The sequence below is a fragment of the Ignavibacteriota bacterium genome, from assembly GCA_013285405.1.
Lineage (GTDB): Bacteria > Bacteroidota > Ignavibacteria > Ignavibacteriales > Ignavibacteriaceae > IGN2.
The window spans coordinates 1,315,275-1,331,356 of record CP053446.1 but is presented as its reverse complement, the minus strand read 5'-3'; the positions used below and the strand labels follow the sequence as shown (position 1 = coordinate 1,331,356).

The 16,082-nt window shown below is 35.5% G+C and carries 15 protein-coding genes and 1 pseudogene; 9 read left to right on the top strand and 7 right to left on the bottom strand.

The features are described 5' to 3' along the window. Positions 1-112 precede the first annotated feature (112 nt). Both HND39_05745 and HND39_05740 read left to right on the top strand, forming a co-directional pair. On the top strand, positions 113-589 hold the full coding sequence (locus HND39_05745; GenBank protein QKJ95821.1) for a hypothetical protein: 477 nt from the start codon (positions 113-115) through the stop codon (positions 587-589). Between the two features lie 36 nt (positions 590-625). Then, on the top strand, positions 626-1,120 hold the full coding sequence (locus tag HND39_05740; GenBank protein QKJ95820.1) for a cytochrome c: 495 nt from the start codon (positions 626-628) through the stop codon (positions 1,118-1,120). A gap of 129 nt (positions 1,121-1,249) precedes the next feature. Here the strand turns inward: HND39_05740 and HND39_05735 are convergent, their stop codons facing one another. Continuing rightward, a complete protein-coding gene (locus tag HND39_05735; protein QKJ95819.1) occupies positions 1,250-2,596 on the bottom strand; it encodes a sodium:alanine symporter family protein in 1,347 nt (448 codons plus the stop codon). A 327-nt stretch (positions 2,597-2,923) separates the two neighbouring features. On the opposite strand from HND39_05735, the gene HND39_05730 reads away from it, so the two are divergent. The 3 genes from HND39_05730 (at position 2,924) to HND39_05720 (ending at position 5,032) form a co-directional block, all read left to right on the top strand. Then, a complete protein-coding gene (locus tag HND39_05730) occupies positions 2,924-3,385 on the top strand; it encodes a hypothetical protein (protein QKJ95818.1) in 462 nt (153 codons plus the stop codon). Positions 3,386-3,646: 261 nt separating this feature from the next. Further along, positions 3,647-3,985: a DUF4234 domain-containing protein gene (locus tag HND39_05725; GenBank protein ID QKJ95817.1), complete on the top strand. Its 339-nt coding sequence runs from the start codon at positions 3,647-3,649 to the stop codon at positions 3,983-3,985. Between the two features lie 357 nt (positions 3,986-4,342). After that, entirely contained in the window at positions 4,343-5,032 is a 690-nt protein-coding gene (locus tag HND39_05720) for a hypothetical protein (GenBank protein QKJ95816.1), read from the top strand. A 213-nt stretch (positions 5,033-5,245) separates the two neighbouring features. On the opposite strand, the gene HND39_05715 is transcribed toward HND39_05720, so the two are convergent. Together HND39_05715 and HND39_05710 are read right to left on the bottom strand one after the other, a co-directional pair. Then, entirely contained in the window at positions 5,246-5,596 is a 351-nt protein-coding gene (locus HND39_05715) for a helix-turn-helix domain-containing protein (protein ID QKJ95815.1), read from the bottom strand. A gap of 1 nt (position 5,597) precedes the next feature. Further along, positions 5,598-5,891 (bottom strand): annotated as a pseudogene (locus tag HND39_05710) (type II toxin-antitoxin system HigB family toxin). Positions 5,892-6,084: 193 nt separating this feature from the next. On the opposite strand from HND39_05710, the gene HND39_05705 reads away from it, so the two are divergent. Next, a complete protein-coding gene (locus HND39_05705; protein QKJ95814.1) occupies positions 6,085-6,903 on the top strand; it encodes a DUF559 domain-containing protein in 819 nt (272 codons plus the stop codon). A 295-nt stretch (positions 6,904-7,198) separates the two neighbouring features. Next, positions 7,199-7,810, top strand: coding sequence for a hypothetical protein (locus tag HND39_05700; protein ID QKJ95813.1), 612 nt, complete (start codon positions 7,199-7,201; stop codon positions 7,808-7,810). A gap of 152 nt (positions 7,811-7,962) precedes the next feature. On the opposite strand, the gene HND39_05695 is transcribed toward HND39_05700, so the two are convergent. The 3 genes from HND39_05695 to ggt form a co-directional block, all read right to left on the bottom strand. Then, positions 7,963-8,313 carry an endonuclease domain-containing protein gene (locus HND39_05695; GenBank protein ID QKJ95812.1) on the bottom strand — a complete coding sequence of 117 codons (351 nt, stop codon included), beginning with the start codon at positions 8,311-8,313 and terminating at the stop codon, positions 7,963-7,965. 197 nt (positions 8,314-8,510) lie between these two features. Continuing rightward, on the bottom strand, positions 8,511-9,668 hold the full coding sequence (locus tag HND39_05690; GenBank protein ID QKJ95811.1) for a helix-turn-helix transcriptional regulator: 1,158 nt from the start codon (positions 9,666-9,668) through the stop codon (positions 8,511-8,513). 136 nt (positions 9,669-9,804) lie between these two features. Next, positions 9,805-11,511, bottom strand: coding sequence for a gamma-glutamyltransferase (ggt, locus tag HND39_05685; protein ID QKJ97898.1), 1,707 nt, complete (start codon positions 11,509-11,511; stop codon positions 9,805-9,807). 184 nt (positions 11,512-11,695) lie between these two features. Between ggt and HND39_05680 the strand changes: the two genes are divergently transcribed. Beyond that, complete coding sequence (locus HND39_05680; GenBank protein QKJ95810.1) at positions 11,696-12,073, top strand: hypothetical protein; 378 nt, start codon at positions 11,696-11,698, stop codon at positions 12,071-12,073. A gap of 84 nt (positions 12,074-12,157) precedes the next feature. Here the strand turns inward: HND39_05680 and HND39_05675 are convergent, their stop codons facing one another. Next, on the bottom strand, positions 12,158-12,586 hold the full coding sequence (locus tag HND39_05675; GenBank protein QKJ95809.1) for a hypothetical protein: 429 nt from the start codon (positions 12,584-12,586) through the stop codon (positions 12,158-12,160). Between the two features lie 456 nt (positions 12,587-13,042). Here HND39_05675 and HND39_05670 point away from each other — a divergent pair, with 456 nt between their 5' ends. Further along, positions 13,043-16,039 (top strand): T9SS type A sorting domain-containing protein, encoded by a 2,997-nt coding sequence (locus HND39_05670; protein QKJ95808.1) that lies wholly within the window; start codon positions 13,043-13,045, stop codon positions 16,037-16,039. Positions 16,040-16,082: the final 43 nt, after the last annotated feature.

Sequence of the window (16,082 nt, the reverse complement as noted above, 5' to 3'; positions counted from 1 at the left end):
AAAAATAAAAGGAGAAAAGTTCATTTTGTAACCTTTGCAACTTTGATTTCATCCAAGAATCGTCCTTAAAATTTAACTAAAATATTTAATCAATTTTTTTGAGAGGTTTAAAATGAAAAAGATTATGTCGTTAGGGTTCGTACTGCTATTACTTACTTTTATGATTATTCCTGATATTAGTTCAGCTCAGGATAAAGATAATAGCAGTCTGTTAAAAAGTCCACCACCAGCGCCATATGCAGATGTCAGCAAAGCTTTAAATGGAGCATTACCGGATTTTGTTCCTGGATTAGGAACGTTATACGTGGATACTTCAAAACTTCCGGAAGGTCCGTTTCTTGCTTATGATAAATCAGGTAATTTGATAAAAATTGTTTTTATGATTCCTTTAGAAAAACTTAATAGCCAGAATAATTATTTAAATCAGGCCGAAAATGTTTTGAATAAAATTGGAAATAAAAAAGTAGATCATGTGAATTTCATTTACAGTGGTCCTCATCCTGGAGTATCTGCAACTCATTATCATATTGAACTAGTTCTTGTCTCTGCGGCTGCTGAAAAGGAAGCTTTGGGCAAAGATCTATATTGATCGAACTCTATAAGGATTAATAATACCATGTTATCCATGAAACTTTTTTATTTTATAATAGCGGCCGCACTTGTGTGCGGCTATACAGCTCTTCAAAACAAAAATGAATTGAGCGGGAAAGATTTATATCGTAACTGTTCTGGTTGTCATTTGGATAGCGGTGCTGGAGTAAAAGGTTTCTATCCACCGCATGTAGGCCATGTTCCGGAATTAATAAGTAACAAACATGGTCGTAAATATTTAATAGAGGTTGTACTATTTGGCTTAAATGGAAAAATATGTGTTAATAATGTAGCGTATGATAAAGGAATTTCGATGCCTGCATGGGGTGGAATTTTAAATGACAAACAAATTGCAAAAGTGTTGAACTATATCTCGAGTGATCTGGGAAATAATAAACAACTTCTACCCAAAAACTTTAAACCTTTTAGCGAAGAGGAAGTAAAAACGGTTCATAAAAATAATTTAACAGAAAAACAGGTTTATGCAAATCGAATTAAGCTGTTTGGCGAACCGTGTAAATCAAAATGATTTTAACAGGGTTGAAAAATCCTTCAAAGATTCAAAAACAATCACAAAGATTAAAAATCTTAAAGTCCACCAAAATTATTGCAGATAGCGAATTAGCCGGATATTAAAAAATAATTTAAATAAAAATATCTATTCATCATTTTCCTGCTCAAGATTTCCGCTCCATAAATATTTTTGTGTTTCATTAACGATTACTTTGCTCAGAAAGATTAACGAAACAAGATTCGGTAGCGCCATCAATGCATTTGTGATATCTGCAAATGTCCAGACAATATTTAATGAGAGGACGGATCCAATCATCACAAAAATAACCCACAGATATCTATATGGCTTAATAACTTTGCTTCCGAATAAATATTCAGCAGCTTTCTCACCATAATATGACCAGCCAAGAATTGTTGAGAAAACAAATGTAAGTAGTCCGAGTGTAAGAACAATCGGACCGATGATATGAAAATCTCTGAATGCCTGATTTGTTAAAGCCGCCCCGGATAATCCTTCCATCCATTCATTTGAATTTACAATCACAAGACCTGTCATTGCACACACTACAACTGTATCCCAGAAAGTTCCGGTTGATGAAACCAACGCCTGGCGAATTGGATTTTTGGTCTGTGCAGCGGCAGCAACAATTGGTGCGCTTCCTAATCCAGATTCATTTGAAAATAATCCTCGTGCAATTCCGTAACGCATTGCTTCTTTCATACCTGCACCAATAAATCCGCCGATTGCCGCTTGTCCTGTAAAAGCCGAATTGAATATTAATGAAATTGTGTTCGGTATTCCTTCAAGATTCATAAAGAGAATTATCAAACAGCCGAGAACATAAGTGATAGCCATAAAAGGAATCAATCCTTCACAAACTCTGGCGATGGATTTTATTCCACCAATAATTACTATTGCAGTCAGCACAGTTAAAATTAATCCGGTTACCCACATTGGAATCTGAAAAGATTCCTGTGCAAGCAAAGAAATAGAATTTGCCTGAACCATATTACCAATTCCAAAAGCAGTTACCGATGTGAATGCAGCAAATAAAACCGCCAGCCATTTTTGATTCAACCCTCTTTCAATAACATACATCGGTCCGCCAGCCATTGAACCATCCGGCATTTTTATACGATACTTCACCGATAGAAGTGCTTCACTATATTTCGTTGCGATTCCAAAAACTCCTGTTAACCACATCCACAAAACTGCACCGGGACCTCCGGCAGCAACAGCAGTTGCAACTCCGACAATATTTCCTGTTCCGATTGTTGCAGCAAGCGCGGTTGTTAAAGCACCAAACTGACTTATGTCTCCTTTTCCTTCTTTATCTCTTCGGAGAGAAATTTTTATTGCTTTGCCGATGAACCTTTGAATAAATTTTAAACGGAATGTAAGAAAAAGGTGTGTGCCGAACAGAAGAATTATTATTGGATAACCCCAAAGCATATCGCTTATCTGTGTGAGAACAGATTCAAAAACTTCCATAGTCCTCCCAATATATTAGAGTGAAATGAAATTATAAGAGTAGAGTCAAGCTAATAAAATTTTATAAGATGGAAAACTTAATTTGATTTTTTCGGGTTGAAATGAAAGTAATGTGTATTTCATTTGTCAACACCGTTATCATTCGGATAGGCTTGTACCCTTCTTCTTCAAAATTTATCAGACCGGCACAACAAGGAAAGATTAAACTTAATCATACCTTTTAGTCTTTTGATAATATCTTTAAATATCCATAATATCACTACGGAGGTTAATGTTTTTTCATACCATTAACATATTATCAATCAATCAAACAACTAAGGAGCCTTTATGAAAAGTGTGTTGTATTTTTCTGTCTTGATGACTGTTCTATTCCTATTTTCTTTCGAACAAATTTCTGCACAGGAGGAAGACTTATACAAAGAGGGAACAGTCTGGTCACTTACTTTTGTAAGAACAAGCGCTAATAAAAGTGAGGATTATTTAAAAGGATTGGCAAACACATGGGTTGCCAATATGGATGAAGCTAAAAAGGAAGGACTGATTCTTTCCTATAAAATTTTGCAAGGAAATCCAGCGAATGAAGATGACTTCGATCTTCTCCTGATGATAGAAAACAAGAACCTCGCTGCCTTTGATCCTGATGAGCAAAGAGATGCAAAGTTCGATGCAATTGAGAAGAAAATAAGAGATAAAATGGGAGACGATTATGAAATGACAATTACTAATTATGATGATATAAGAACTCTGCTTGGTACCAAACTGATGAGAGAAATTTCCCTGAAAAAATAATTTTTAGTTTAAAGGGAACAGGCAAAATTCACAACCTGTTCCCGGATTTTTCAAGGCTATCATTATGAATTACCCCGTACAAAGAATTCTGAATATCTCTTTTCGGGAATATTATTCTGCAAGTCTGTAAACCAACAAAAAAGATTACAACAAAAATTTGATTATCAAATCATCCTCAGTATTTTTTATGCAGAGATGCTTTTTATTATCTGAATTATTAAATATTCAATTTATTCATCAATGTTTTGGGAGGAAAATCTTATGATAAAAAAAAGAAACATGCTCGGACAAGTAGGGCTGGTGATAATAACCTTTGGGATTTATGCAATTTACTGGTTCTTTAAAATCTCTGAAGAAATGAAATTTGTTGGTAAGGATGCCAATGCTTCGCCGGGACTGTGGACGATTTTACTTTTCATTCCATTCGGAGCTTTCTATTCGTATTATAAATTCTCCGAGCTCTATGAAAAAATTTCACCAGATCATTTTAACAAATGGCTGCTGTTTGTATTATGGCTCGTCTTTTCACCGGCAGTCTGGTTTATTGTTCAGAACGAAATGAACAAGAAAGCTGAACAGATACCGGCAATTAGTGTATAGAGAATTAAAATTTTTTGTTGATAAAAGCCTTCTGAAAAACGGAAGGCTTTTTTATTTATCTATTGAATTCCTGAGTCCTTCTATAATCTCAGGAAAAGCTCTGTCGAAGTGACGAAGTGTCATTCTGAGGGAGGGAAACAACCGAAAGAATCTCAACTCCGAAAAAAAATCTTCCTGTATTGTCATTACCGTGAAAGCAGGAATCTATGAAAAAAAGAAAAGAGGTAAGGAAAGTGTTTTGTCCTGTTTTTTGAAATTTTACCACATACGATTTGATTTTACAAAATGATGACATTTTAACACTCTAATTTTTATATTATTGCTTCCAGTCAATCATTTTATAGAAGGAATTATATTTTGTTTGAGAAAGAAAAACGCAGACACATAGTTCACTTTGTTGGAGATGTTTATTTTGACAAACCGAATATTAAATACATCGATGCTGAAGGTACAAGGGAAGCAGCAAAAATCTTTTTTTTAAATAACATAAAAGAGTATGACTGCAGGATTAAATCTGACGAAGTTGTTTTTTCGGCTTCAGATCTTTTTCCAGAAAAGAACCTTGTCCCTCTTGAGAAAGAGATTGCTAGATTAGGTTCAAATCTAAATTTTGACAAACTTGATCAGATTGCAAAAGATATTCTGTTTGAAATCTACAAACAATTTCCCGTCTGGTTGATGCTTGCTGTAAATGAAAAAGAATGGGGGGAAAGATTCACTATTGAGTGGCCGTCTCCTTATCCTGGAAATCCGTCAATATGGGTTTCGACAGCGTGGGGAGACTATGAAGATTTAACAGTTGGTTTTGGTTTTCCTCATTTTCATATGCTATATGATCACAAAGAACTGGAGACTTATGAAGAATGGGTGAAGAAGGCAAATGAATATCTTGAATTGATTAAATCAGAAAAATTAATTTGTTATGAAAGGCGGGGATTTTTTGGTGGCGAGGGTTTAATGGATCCGGATTTCGTTAATGAGATTTCAAACAAAGGTAAATTAAAAAAAGCTTATTCCTGGTTCGGAACTTATAACTATCCGAAATAAGAATAAAAGCGAAACACAACTCTACGAAAAGAATATTGGAGTCAAACTTAAAATCTTACCTGTCCGGCGAAACGAAGTGTAGACGGATCTGACTTCCTTAAGTTATGCCTCATACGGAGTATTCTTATATTTTTTGCGGCGATTGAAGTTCCGCCTTTTGAGAAAACAAATTAAATTTCTGCAATTCCAATTTATTCTATATTGTGCAAGGAATTAAGCTAATAATGAATCAGCAGGAATGTTAAATTTCTTGTGAAGTTTTCGCATCATATCTGCGGTAAGCTCTCTTTTCCTATTTAGAATTTCTGATGCTCTGTTTTTCCCACCGATTATATCTGCGATGTCGGATTGTTTTAAACCTATTTGTTCCATTCTGAATTTAATCGCCTCAACAGGATCGGGTAGAAAAATTTTATAGTGCTTTTGTTCATAGGCTTCAACAAGTGTGACCAGAACTTCAAGCAAGTCACCGTCATTTGTGTTTGGCTTTGCATCGAAAAGCTGATCTATTTTTTTAAGCGCTGCTTCGTAGTCCTTTTTTGTTTTAATAGGGTTGATTTTCATCTTAAATTTCCTTTGCGTTTATTTTGTCATATTCTTTATGTGTACCAATAAACCTGACATAAATGATTTTATAGTTGTAATTAATTGCAACGATCATTCTGTAGTCATTTCCTTTTATATTAAAAACAATCCGGTTATTAGTCAGAACGCTGGCTGACCTGTAATGTTTGGTTATATCAACCGGTTTTTTCTATTCGGCTTTTCGTGCTTCAGAGTACCATGCTCTTAACGGCTGTTCACTATCCAGGTGCTTTTTCCAGAAATCTTTCAGTGTTTTAATTGATATTACTTGCAAGCGAATTCACTACCCGAAGAAATTTTACCGATAATTTCATCAATAGAAGTAACTTGAAAATTATTTATTGTGTCAGAATAGAGAGCACGATTCATATTATTCTGAGCTAACTATGGAATGGTTATTGAAATAAAAGGAATTCATAAGATTGATTATTAATTTTCATTTATAATTTACAAAAAATATTTCGTTGATGAGTAAATTTGAAGAACTCTTAGTCGGAATCGTAAACAATCTTTCTGATTTTGAAATAATTCAAAACCAGAATTGGTATCGAATCCCAACTGATAAAGCTGAACGACTAATAAAAAATCGCTGGCCTCCAATGTGGATTGCATTCTATTATACAAATACGATTAAAGATTTTCCACAAATGATAATTCATTATGCAAAAGTTTCAAAGATAGAAACGGTCACTCGGAAACAATTATTTCCCGATGAAAAAGAAAATTATAAATCAAAACGAAATTATTATAAAATCTCTTTTAAAAAGTTAGAGACAATATCAAAACCAATTCTCAGCAGAAGATGGCGAAGAATTGTTTTCATACAAACCACACATAAAAAATTCAAAAATGCTGTTGAAGTTAATGACTTGTTTGATGGAAGCAGACTTGAAGACAGACTTTGGGCCGAGTTTAAACGAAATGGAATAAGTGCAGAAAGACAGGAAGTAGTTAAGATAGATGAGAAATTTTATTTTCTTGATTTTGCAATCCACTGTAAAAAAGGAAAAATTAATATTGAAGCCGATGGCGATAGATATCATCATAATCCAGAATTTGCAACTAAAGACAATCTCCGAAATAATGATTTAACTTCTAAAGGTTGGAATGTATTCAGATTTGATTCTTACCAAATAAGTGAAAAGATGGAAACCTACTGTTTACCCACAATAATGACGAATATTAATAAGCTTGGTGGAATTGATTTTGACGAAACAGCGATGAAAAGATTTAAAAAGCATAACCCTGATTTGAATTATCCAATCTACTTCGAAGAATTTGAATAAAAATTAAAACTTACTTTCTCTCTTTTTGTCTGAAGCCCCAATTTCATATCAAATGAAGAAATTAATTTCCAGATTCAGAGATTGCTTCTCCATCAATTGCCGGATCGCAATAACACACTCCGATCCTGAAACAAATTCAGGATGACGACATGGATTTATGCGTTGTATCACAAACCACAGTTCTTCCCTATAGTAAAGAACGGAATAGCAGTTCTATCCCATCGGAAAGAACGATTTCGCTTTAAGTATTAAATAATTTTGGGTCGTAATTTTTAACAAACAAAGGAGACCTAAAATGTTCAGTTATTCAAATTCGCAAAAGGCGGACAATCGTAAGGGGAAAATATTTCTTATCACTGTTTTTGTAGCGCTTATAACTTTTCAGCTATCTGCACAGGATATTTCATTTTCGCAAAGCAGCGTCAATCCGAACCACTTCTATGCTGATCTGATTGCTAAAACAGCGACTTTAAATGGAGGCTGGGGACTTTTCGGTGGAATGAGAGCAGGATATAATATTAATAATAATGTAAGCATTGGACTGATCGGTCATGGATTGATTCCGGATAAATTGGGAGGGTCATATATTAATCAGGTAGGTCAGGATGAACTTCATTTTGGCTATGGCGGTGCCGAGGTTACATATAAATACAATTTGTCTGACAGATTTTATTTAACCGGGATGATGATGATTGGTGCCGGACGAGTTGATTATGAAAATCTGGGAGGTCATGATTATTTTTTTATAACTGAACCAGGAGCTTCAATTGATTATAACCTCACAAACTGGTTCGGGCTTGGTTTGTCAGGCGGATATCGTTTTGCGGCGGGAGTTAATTATGCTGATTTCTCTGATGCAAGCTTCAGCGGCTGGTCATCAAATCTTGATTTCAAGTTTGGGTTTTGAAACTCACCCCTTCGTCCCCTCCCAGGAGGGGACAAGGTTCCTTTTTTCAAATAGACAATTTTACTAATGAAAAGATACAACAGATATGAAAGTCTTCTCCTCGCAGGAGATTTAGAAGTTGGTTGGGTTCACGTTTTAGCATTCTCATCAATTCATCTTTCAATTTTTTCGAGTACTTTGTCCAGTTGATGCACTACTTCCATATCATCGAATCGTAAAACTTTAACACCGAGCTCATTTAACCTTTTATCTTTCTTTCTATCTTTCTCAGGGTTTCCGTAATGGCTTTCGCCATCAATTTCGATGACGAGGAATAGATCCTTGCAATAAAAGTCAACGATGTATTTATCAATTGGTCTTTGTCTGTCGAAATCAAAATCACGCAATTGTTTTTTCTTCAGATAATTCCACATCATTATTTCTGTGAATGTGCTGTCATTTTTCAGTTTTCTTGCGAACTCTTTAAGCTTCGGATTATATGGAATTATTTTTCTTCGCTTCATTTAAACAGTAACTTAATAAAAATATTTTTCCCGTTTAATTTGATCTACTCCACCCTCACCTCCAGGGAGGAGGCAATACTCTTTATTGGGATAGATAACTGAGAAAATAAAAAGACAAAACTAAAAACAAAGTCTCCTCCCTGGAGGAGATTTAGAGGTGGGTTGGATACAAGCGGTGTGTCAGTTCGGGATAAAATTCAGGCAACTTTTTCTTTCCGGGTATCATTTCTGTATTGTGCAGGTGTGATACCAGTAACTTTTTTAAATGCAGAATAAAAAGTACTCTTTGAGCTGAAGCCGGCATCATACCCAAGTCCGAGCAAATTAAATTTTCCGGTTGAATCGTTTTCAATTAATCTTTTTACTTCTTCGACACGGTAGCCGTTCACATAATCATAAAAATTCTGATTCAGTTTTGTATTAATTATTTCGGAAAGGTTGTGAGTTGATAGATTAATCTTTGCCGCAAGATCTGAAAGAGTCAGTTCGCTGTTAAGAAATGGTTTTTCATTTTTCATTAAAGCATTCAATTTATTTACAGATTCAGATGCTATATCTTCAGATAATCCTGATTTTTTATATGACGCCGGTTTATCTTTTATTTGTTTTTGTTCTGGCTTTTCAGATTCGATCAATACAACTTCCGGTTGACGCAAACTCCGGTATCCAATCAGAAAGATGAACACAGCCATTCCGATATAGATAAGAATGTTTGCGCGAATTTCATCTCCATAAATAATATTTGTTGCAAATACCAGGATCACAATTATCCATATCGCTGCAGATCCTGTTACAAAATACATAAGCCAGCGAAGATTAATCTTATCTATGTTTGAAAAAGAATTTTTTATTCTGCTGTCGTATCTCATTGCTTCGCGAATTGTTAAAACTGTGTAAATAATACCAGAGACAGGAATAAAATTGCCAAGAAACTCAAGATGCCATGGCACATCTGGATTTGGTGTAAATAATTTTTCGTAGAATGAATGTGGCTGGAAATAAAAAAAGAATAAGCCATAAATATGTGCAAGTACAAAAGGAATGTAATTAAGATAATAGACCGGCTTAAAGATTTTTTCATTTCTTGTTAAAAGCAGCGTATAGATAAAAATATTCGGTCCATACACATAAGGAAGTGTACTGCCTATTCCCATTAACTGAGGGACTTTTAAAATATCTCCCGTAAGAAACAAAACACTGACGACGAGGTCAATTGCAAACAACAGCATTGTAATTGCCAGCATTTTGCTCGCGAGTCGGTTTTCTTTTTTCCTGAAAAGTACAACTGCAAGCTGAACTCCCTGTGCAGCACCGATAATAAAAATGTAAATGATTATTTGTCTGAATTGATCCATAAGGTTTTCTAAACAGTAAACTTAGTTACGCTGTATCATGTCCTCAAGTAATTGTGCAGTCTGAACCTGATGTTGATTACAATTTCTTACTCTCACCCATAATTTTACTTCTTCTCCGGTATTCAACTTCGGGCAATTAATATCCCATAGCTAATCCGCCACCACGAGGATCTGAAGCACCGTAAATAATTTTATTTTTTTGATCGATCATTATTCCCTCGGCAATTCCGATTCGCCGCTTGTCAGCACCTTCATCATGAAAATGATAACCCAATGCGGTTAATTTATTTCTTAGTTCAGGTGTTAAAGTTTTCTGTTCATAAAATATTGAATCCGGCATCCACTGATGATGAAATCTCGGTGCTTCAATCGCTTCGCGGATATTCATATCGTAATCAATACAGTTTAGAATTACTTGAAGAACAGTTGTAATAATTTGTGAACCGCCAGGTGAACCAATTATAATGAAGGGTTTGTTATCTTCAAGAATGATAGTTGGTGTCATTGAACTGAGCATTCTTTTTTCAGGCTGAATTGAATTTGCTTCTGTTCCGAGCAAACCAAATTGATTCATTACTCCGGGCTTTCCGCTGAAGTCATCCATTTCATTATTTAAAAGAAAACCTGCACCTTCAACTACGATTCCGGAACCAAATGACGAGTTAATAGTTGTAGTAACACTAATTGCATTTCCATAAGAATCATAGACTGAGTAATGAGTAGTTTCAGTACTCTCGTAAACTTGTTTGACTTCATAATTTTTTATTTCTGAAGAAAGGACAGCTTTATTTTTATTCTGTTCAATTCTTTCAAAGATAGTTTTTGCATATCCTTTTGATGTCAGTTGATCTTTCGGCACAGGATAAAAATCGTCATCGCCGAGATGATAAGTTCTGTCCGCATAAGCGTACTTCATTGCTTCAACAAGATGATGAATGTAGGTTGAACTTTGCCAATCTTCGTCGGACAAATTATAATTTTCAAGAATGTTCAGCATTTCGACAAGAGCAATTCCTCCTGAACTTGGCGGCGGCATTGAAACAATTTCGTAGCCACGATAAGTTCCGATTACTGGCTCTCTTTCAACCGGTTGATATTTTTCAAGATCAGTGAGAGTTATGTATCCACCCATTGAAGAAACCTGTTGGACTAAAAGTTCAGCGACTCTTCCTTTATAAAATCCGTCAATGCCGTTTTCTTTTATTTGTTCAAGAGTCCGAGAAAGGTCTTTCTGAACAAACAATTCTCCGGTTGAATATGGCACGCTGTCCTTTGTAAATATTTTCATTGATGATGGATACATTGAGAACCGCGAAATGGTGTTACTGAAATAAATTGAATCTCTTCTCTCAATTTTCCAGCCGTTTCTTGCCAGATCGATTGCAGGCTGAATTACTTCTGCGAGAGACAACGTTCCGTATTTATCGAGTGCATAAAGTAAACCGGCAACACTTCCCGGAACTCCAGCCGAAGTTGTTCCCCTCTGACTTAACTTTGGAATAAATTCCTTGTTATCATTTAAGAACATTTCTCTGTGTGCTGAGATTGGAGCTTTTTCACGAAAATCAATCGCAGTGTTAGTTCCGTCAACAAGATGAATAACCATAAATCCACCTCCGCCCAAATTGCCCGCAGACGGATATGTAACTGCAAGTGCAAATCCAACTGCAACGGCAGCATCAATTGCATTTCCACCTTTCTTCATAACTTCAACACCAACTTGAGACGCATAAGAGCTTACTGAAACAACCATCCCATTATCTGATGTTACGGGTTGATTTTGTTTACTGCAGGAAAGGTGAATCATTAGAAACATTAATACAGAGAACAGGACTTTGACCATATTTGGAATTTTTAGTTGCATATTCTTCAAATAACTTTTTATAGAAGATCGAATAAACTTTATTACAACAATTTACTTTCTTTGTGTATTATAATACAAACGTTCAGATTTTCAGCAAGATTGAGTTGTTATTTCTTCAGAATAGTTTTATATATAAATCAGAAATAAACAAAATCTAAACAAAGTGGAAGACATTTCATTAATAAAAGCTCTTGCCGGTTGCACCGAATCTTGCGGCTGGTGCATTAATTACTGCGACGAAGAAGATAAGTACGAAATTCTTGTGAGTTGTATCCATATTCAAAAAGAATTTTTAGCACTAAGTCGAAATTTAAACTCTATGCTCGGAAGCAGATTCATGAGTGGAATGAAAAAGATCCTTGATCTTTTCGAACTACTTTCCGCAGAAATTCAAAAGAAACAAAATCTTCCGGACAAAATAAATATTAAAGTGAAAGACTCGTTGAATGAAGATTGGATTCTTCCCGGATGCAGCAGAATATTCGAAGTAGCACTTTCGCTCGAACGGCTAAATCATGATAATTCTGCGGATAGGGAGTAAAATGTAAAAGGATAGCAGGTGTAAAATAAAAAAGTGCGGCAGCGAATTATACTACAGCACTCCATCGAATTTAGACAAAATATTTTATTTTTTCGTACCACGAACTGCAGAATAAACCTCATCAGAATGCATACCCACGTGTTTGTTCCATAACTCATTGTCTTTGTCAAACTGTTCTTTAGTCATTCCTTTTTCAAGCATTGAGTTAATATCATTATAGAAGGATTCCAGGTCATCCATATTTTTAAATTCATTTATGATTACAAGATCACGACTATCATTGCCCCAATAGTGTCTGGCAACATTAGAGTTAATAAGTCTTGGATCCTTATTAAAGATTTCGGACTGTCTTCTTAACATATCTCCAAATGCTTCGGCATCATCTCCCAGCTCTGTTAATTTACTTGTCTGGATATGAATAACATGTGGAGCCTCATCGGATTGTGCCAATGAAGATGTTGAAAAAAGGAACAACGAGGAAAGAAAAAGGACAGAAATTGATAGCTTAAACATTATGCCTCCGGTAGTAGATTTTATTATAGATATTTGTTAATTAAAAGAACATCCAAATATTATAAAGTTTATTGACAATTAGCAAATATTTATAAGAGTGAAGTGAACAGACTTACTATTTCGGGATGCCTGGCAGAAGAAAATTGCGTGTTGATCAAGACACGGAAAATTTATTTTTCTGCATATAGCATCATCTTCCTTATAAGGTCAGCATTTTTGAAATCAATGACTATCAGTACTTCATAAGAAATATGAGACAAAAGAAATTTTTTCTAATTGTGCTGACGCAGTAAATATCAGTGTTCCCTGATTCAATTTAATTTTACTTTTAGCAACTGTTGTTTTGTGTGTAGAGATGTGATAATAATTCACTTTAAATTTGCTAAATAAAATATTTACTTATTTGTTCGTTAATCAGTGTCCGCAATTTTTAAAACTTTTCTCGATGGGGTTAGAATGAAACACTTTCACAGTTTACCAGTATTATTTTTCACAATCATCTTTGTAATCTACGGAATGGCAGCCGCTTCTGTACCGGATGGAGTGAGCCTTACAAAAACACAACAAGGTTATCATATAGATTTTTCATTGCCCGGGTATCAGTTCGAACAAGTTACTGCGGAAGGGAGAGAATACCTTCAATTAACAATTCCCGAATATGGAGTTAATCCTGTGGTTGGACTTCCTGCACTTCCGATAATTTCTTTTAATCTTTTTATTTCGCAGACAGAAAGTCAGCCTGGATTCGAATTAAAAGACAATGTCGTATCTGAAATGATATTAAAGCATAAAATTTATCCCGTTCAGATGCCATGGGAAAAATCAAGCTCATTAGATGAAAGACCGTTCGCAATAGATCTGAATTATTATAACTCAACCGGAAACATGGATCAGTCTTTTATAAGAATATCAGAGCCATTTATAATCGGCGGTGTTAAAGGTGTTACAATCACACTCTTTCCGTTCAGATATAATCCGGGCGAAGACAGACTATATATTACAAGCACAGGAGCAGTAGAAATTTTATTTAATAACCCAGTTTCACCGGTAACGGATAAATCATTTACATTCAACCAATTTTTAAGTAAAGTATTTGTGAATTATGAGTGGAGCGATCCTCGTCTCACATCGAAATATTTAATAATAACAGATCCTTCATTTGAAACAGGAATGCAGCAGTTTGTAACTCACAAAGTCAGCAAAGGTTTTCAGGTTGATATGTTTAACACAACAGTTACAGGAACAACTACAACTGCAATAAAGAATTTTATTCAGACGAGATACAACGAACCGTCAACCAAACCAGAATATGTTTTGTTAGTAGGAGATGTTGCACAAATTCCAGCCTGGACCGGAACAGGCGAAGGTTCGCCAAGAACGGATGTGAATTATGTTCAACTCGAAGGCGGTGATTATTTTGCAGATGCTTTCATTGGCAGATTTTCAATCGCAAATACAACTGAGCTTCAGAATGTAATTAATAAATCCGTATTTATGGAAAATTTTATTGGCACCCTGAATAAAAAAAATATTTATATGTCTTCCTCTGATAATTACCAGATAACAGAAGGAACACATAACTATGTTATCAATCAGTATTTTGGTCCCGCAGGATATACCAATCTGAAACTTTATACTCATACATATAATGCAACTACTACACAGCTTATAAATGCTCTTAATGATAATCAGATATTTGCAGTTTACTCCGGGCATGGTTCGGAAACATCCTGGGCAGACGGACCACCATTAAGCCAGTTGCAAGTTAGAAGTTTAACTAACTCATGGTATCCGTTTGTTTATTCTTTCGCGTGTGTTACCGGCTCATATCATCTTACAGAATGTTTTGGTGAAACATGGTTACGAACTACTAATGGTGGATCAACATTTTACGGTTCTTCCGTGAATTCATATTGGGATGAGGATGATATTCTTGAAAGACGATTATTCAAAGCAATGTTTGAAGACGGACTAACCAGAGTCACTCCGATGTTTGATATGGCAAAGATATATCTTGTTAATCATTACGGCGGTATAATCGGAACCGGAACAACAACATTACGTTATGTTGAAATGTATAATCTGATGGGCGATCCTTCAATGCCTGTTGTGGAAATGGGACCGCCGTGTCCGATTGATCCACCAGCTAATCCGAATCCGTCAAACGGAGCTACTAACATTCCAATTGCCGGAAACACTGCAACGTGGACAAATGGCGCAGGTGCATCTCAGATAGAAGTTTGGTTTGGAGAAACAGGAAATCTGGTTCAGGTTTATAACGGTGTACCGATTACATCATTATCATTATCACAATTCGAGCCTTTCGAATACAACACAATTTATGGCTGGCAGGTAAAAGGGAAAAATGATACGTGTGTTGTTCCCGGAACAGTTTGGACATTTACGACAATGCAGGATCCAAATTTATTTCAATGGGTTGAGCCATTTCCAAACCTGAGCAACTGGACAATAGTAGGTCCGCTTGGCACAACTAACTGGTCAGCATATAGTTCTGCAAATGCCGGAGGAACTCCTCCAGAACTCCGAATGAACTGGTCTCCCTCATTTACCGGAGTTTCAAAAATCAGATCTATACCAATAGACCTGCCTAACAATCAATTGATTAATTATTCATTTAATTTTTATCTGGATTGGTATGCTAATCCGAGCGGAATAATAACTGTTGCAATCACCTATGATGGTGGCGCAACAAGCACACCTATATATACAGAAACTAATCCGACTGGAAATGTTGGGCCCACATTAATCTCTGGCAGTTTTACAACACCAGCAGCAGGCTCAGCCGATGTTCAGATAGAAATTATGTACGACGGATATTCGTTTAACATAGACAATATCTATTGGGATAACCTAACTCTCAGTTACATAGTTCCTGTTGAGCTTACTTCGTTTACTGCAACATCTGAAAATGGCGAAGTTCATTTGAAGTGGACAACCGCAACAGAAACGAATAACCAGGGATTTGAGATTCTCCGATCAGCCGGGAATAATAAAGAATGGCAGAATGCCGGATACGCTGCGGGTTTCGGAACAACAACAGAACCCAAATCATATTCATTTGTTGATTCAAAACTTGATGCAGGAGAATATACATACAGATTGAAACAGATTGATTTTGATGGGACAGTTACTTATTCAGAAGAAGTAAAAGTTGAAGTTGAAATACCACTGGTATATTCGCTTGAACAGAACTATCCGAATCCGTTCAATCCATCAACAACGATAAAGTATTCTTTATCTGAAGATGGATTTGTAAAGCTGTCAGTTTACAATCTACTTGGCGAGGAAGTTACAACATTGGTAAACAATGAACAGAAAGCCGGAAGATACGAAGTGAACTTTGACGCATCGAAGTTAGCGAGCGGAATATATATGTATCGGTTGGAATCAAATAACTTTTTATCGATAAAGAAAATGATATTAATAAAATAGTGCCAAATGATACCCAAGGAAGGGTAAAACAAAGTTCAATATT

Excerpts from the sequence above, each read along its gene's own strand:
- HND39_05745 (QKJ95821.1), top strand. The coding sequence starts at position 113 with ATGAAAAAGATTATGTCGTTAGGGTTCGTACTGCTATTACTTACTTTT.
- HND39_05740 (QKJ95820.1), top strand. The coding sequence starts at position 626 with ATGAAACTTTTTTATTTTATAATAGCGGCCGCACTTGTGTGCGGCTAT.
- HND39_05735 (QKJ95819.1), bottom strand. The coding sequence starts at position 2,596 with ATGGAAGTTTTTGAATCTGTTCTCACACAGATAAGCGATATGCTTTGG.
- HND39_05730 (QKJ95818.1), top strand. The coding sequence starts at position 2,924 with ATGAAAAGTGTGTTGTATTTTTCTGTCTTGATGACTGTTCTATTCCTA.
- HND39_05725 (QKJ95817.1), top strand. The coding sequence starts at position 3,647 with ATGATAAAAAAAAGAAACATGCTCGGACAAGTAGGGCTGGTGATAATA.
- HND39_05715 (QKJ95815.1), bottom strand. The coding sequence starts at position 5,596 with ATGAAAATCAACCCTATTAAAACAAAAAAGGACTACGAAGCAGCGCTT.
- HND39_05705 (QKJ95814.1), top strand. The coding sequence starts at position 6,085 with ATGAGTAAATTTGAAGAACTCTTAGTCGGAATCGTAAACAATCTTTCT.
- HND39_05700 (QKJ95813.1), top strand. The coding sequence starts at position 7,199 with ATGTTCAGTTATTCAAATTCGCAAAAGGCGGACAATCGTAAGGGGAAA.
- HND39_05695 (QKJ95812.1), bottom strand. The coding sequence starts at position 8,313 with ATGAAGCGAAGAAAAATAATTCCATATAATCCGAAGCTTAAAGAGTTC.
- HND39_05690 (QKJ95811.1), bottom strand. The coding sequence starts at position 9,668 with ATGGATCAATTCAGACAAATAATCATTTACATTTTTATTATCGGTGCT.
- ggt (QKJ97898.1), bottom strand. The coding sequence starts at position 11,511 with ATGGTCAAAGTCCTGTTCTCTGTATTAATGTTTCTAATGATTCACCTT.
- HND39_05675 (QKJ95809.1), bottom strand. The coding sequence starts at position 12,586 with ATGTTTAAGCTATCAATTTCTGTCCTTTTTCTTTCCTCGTTGTTCCTT.
- HND39_05670 (QKJ95808.1), top strand. The coding sequence starts at position 13,043 with ATGAAACACTTTCACAGTTTACCAGTATTATTTTTCACAATCATCTTT.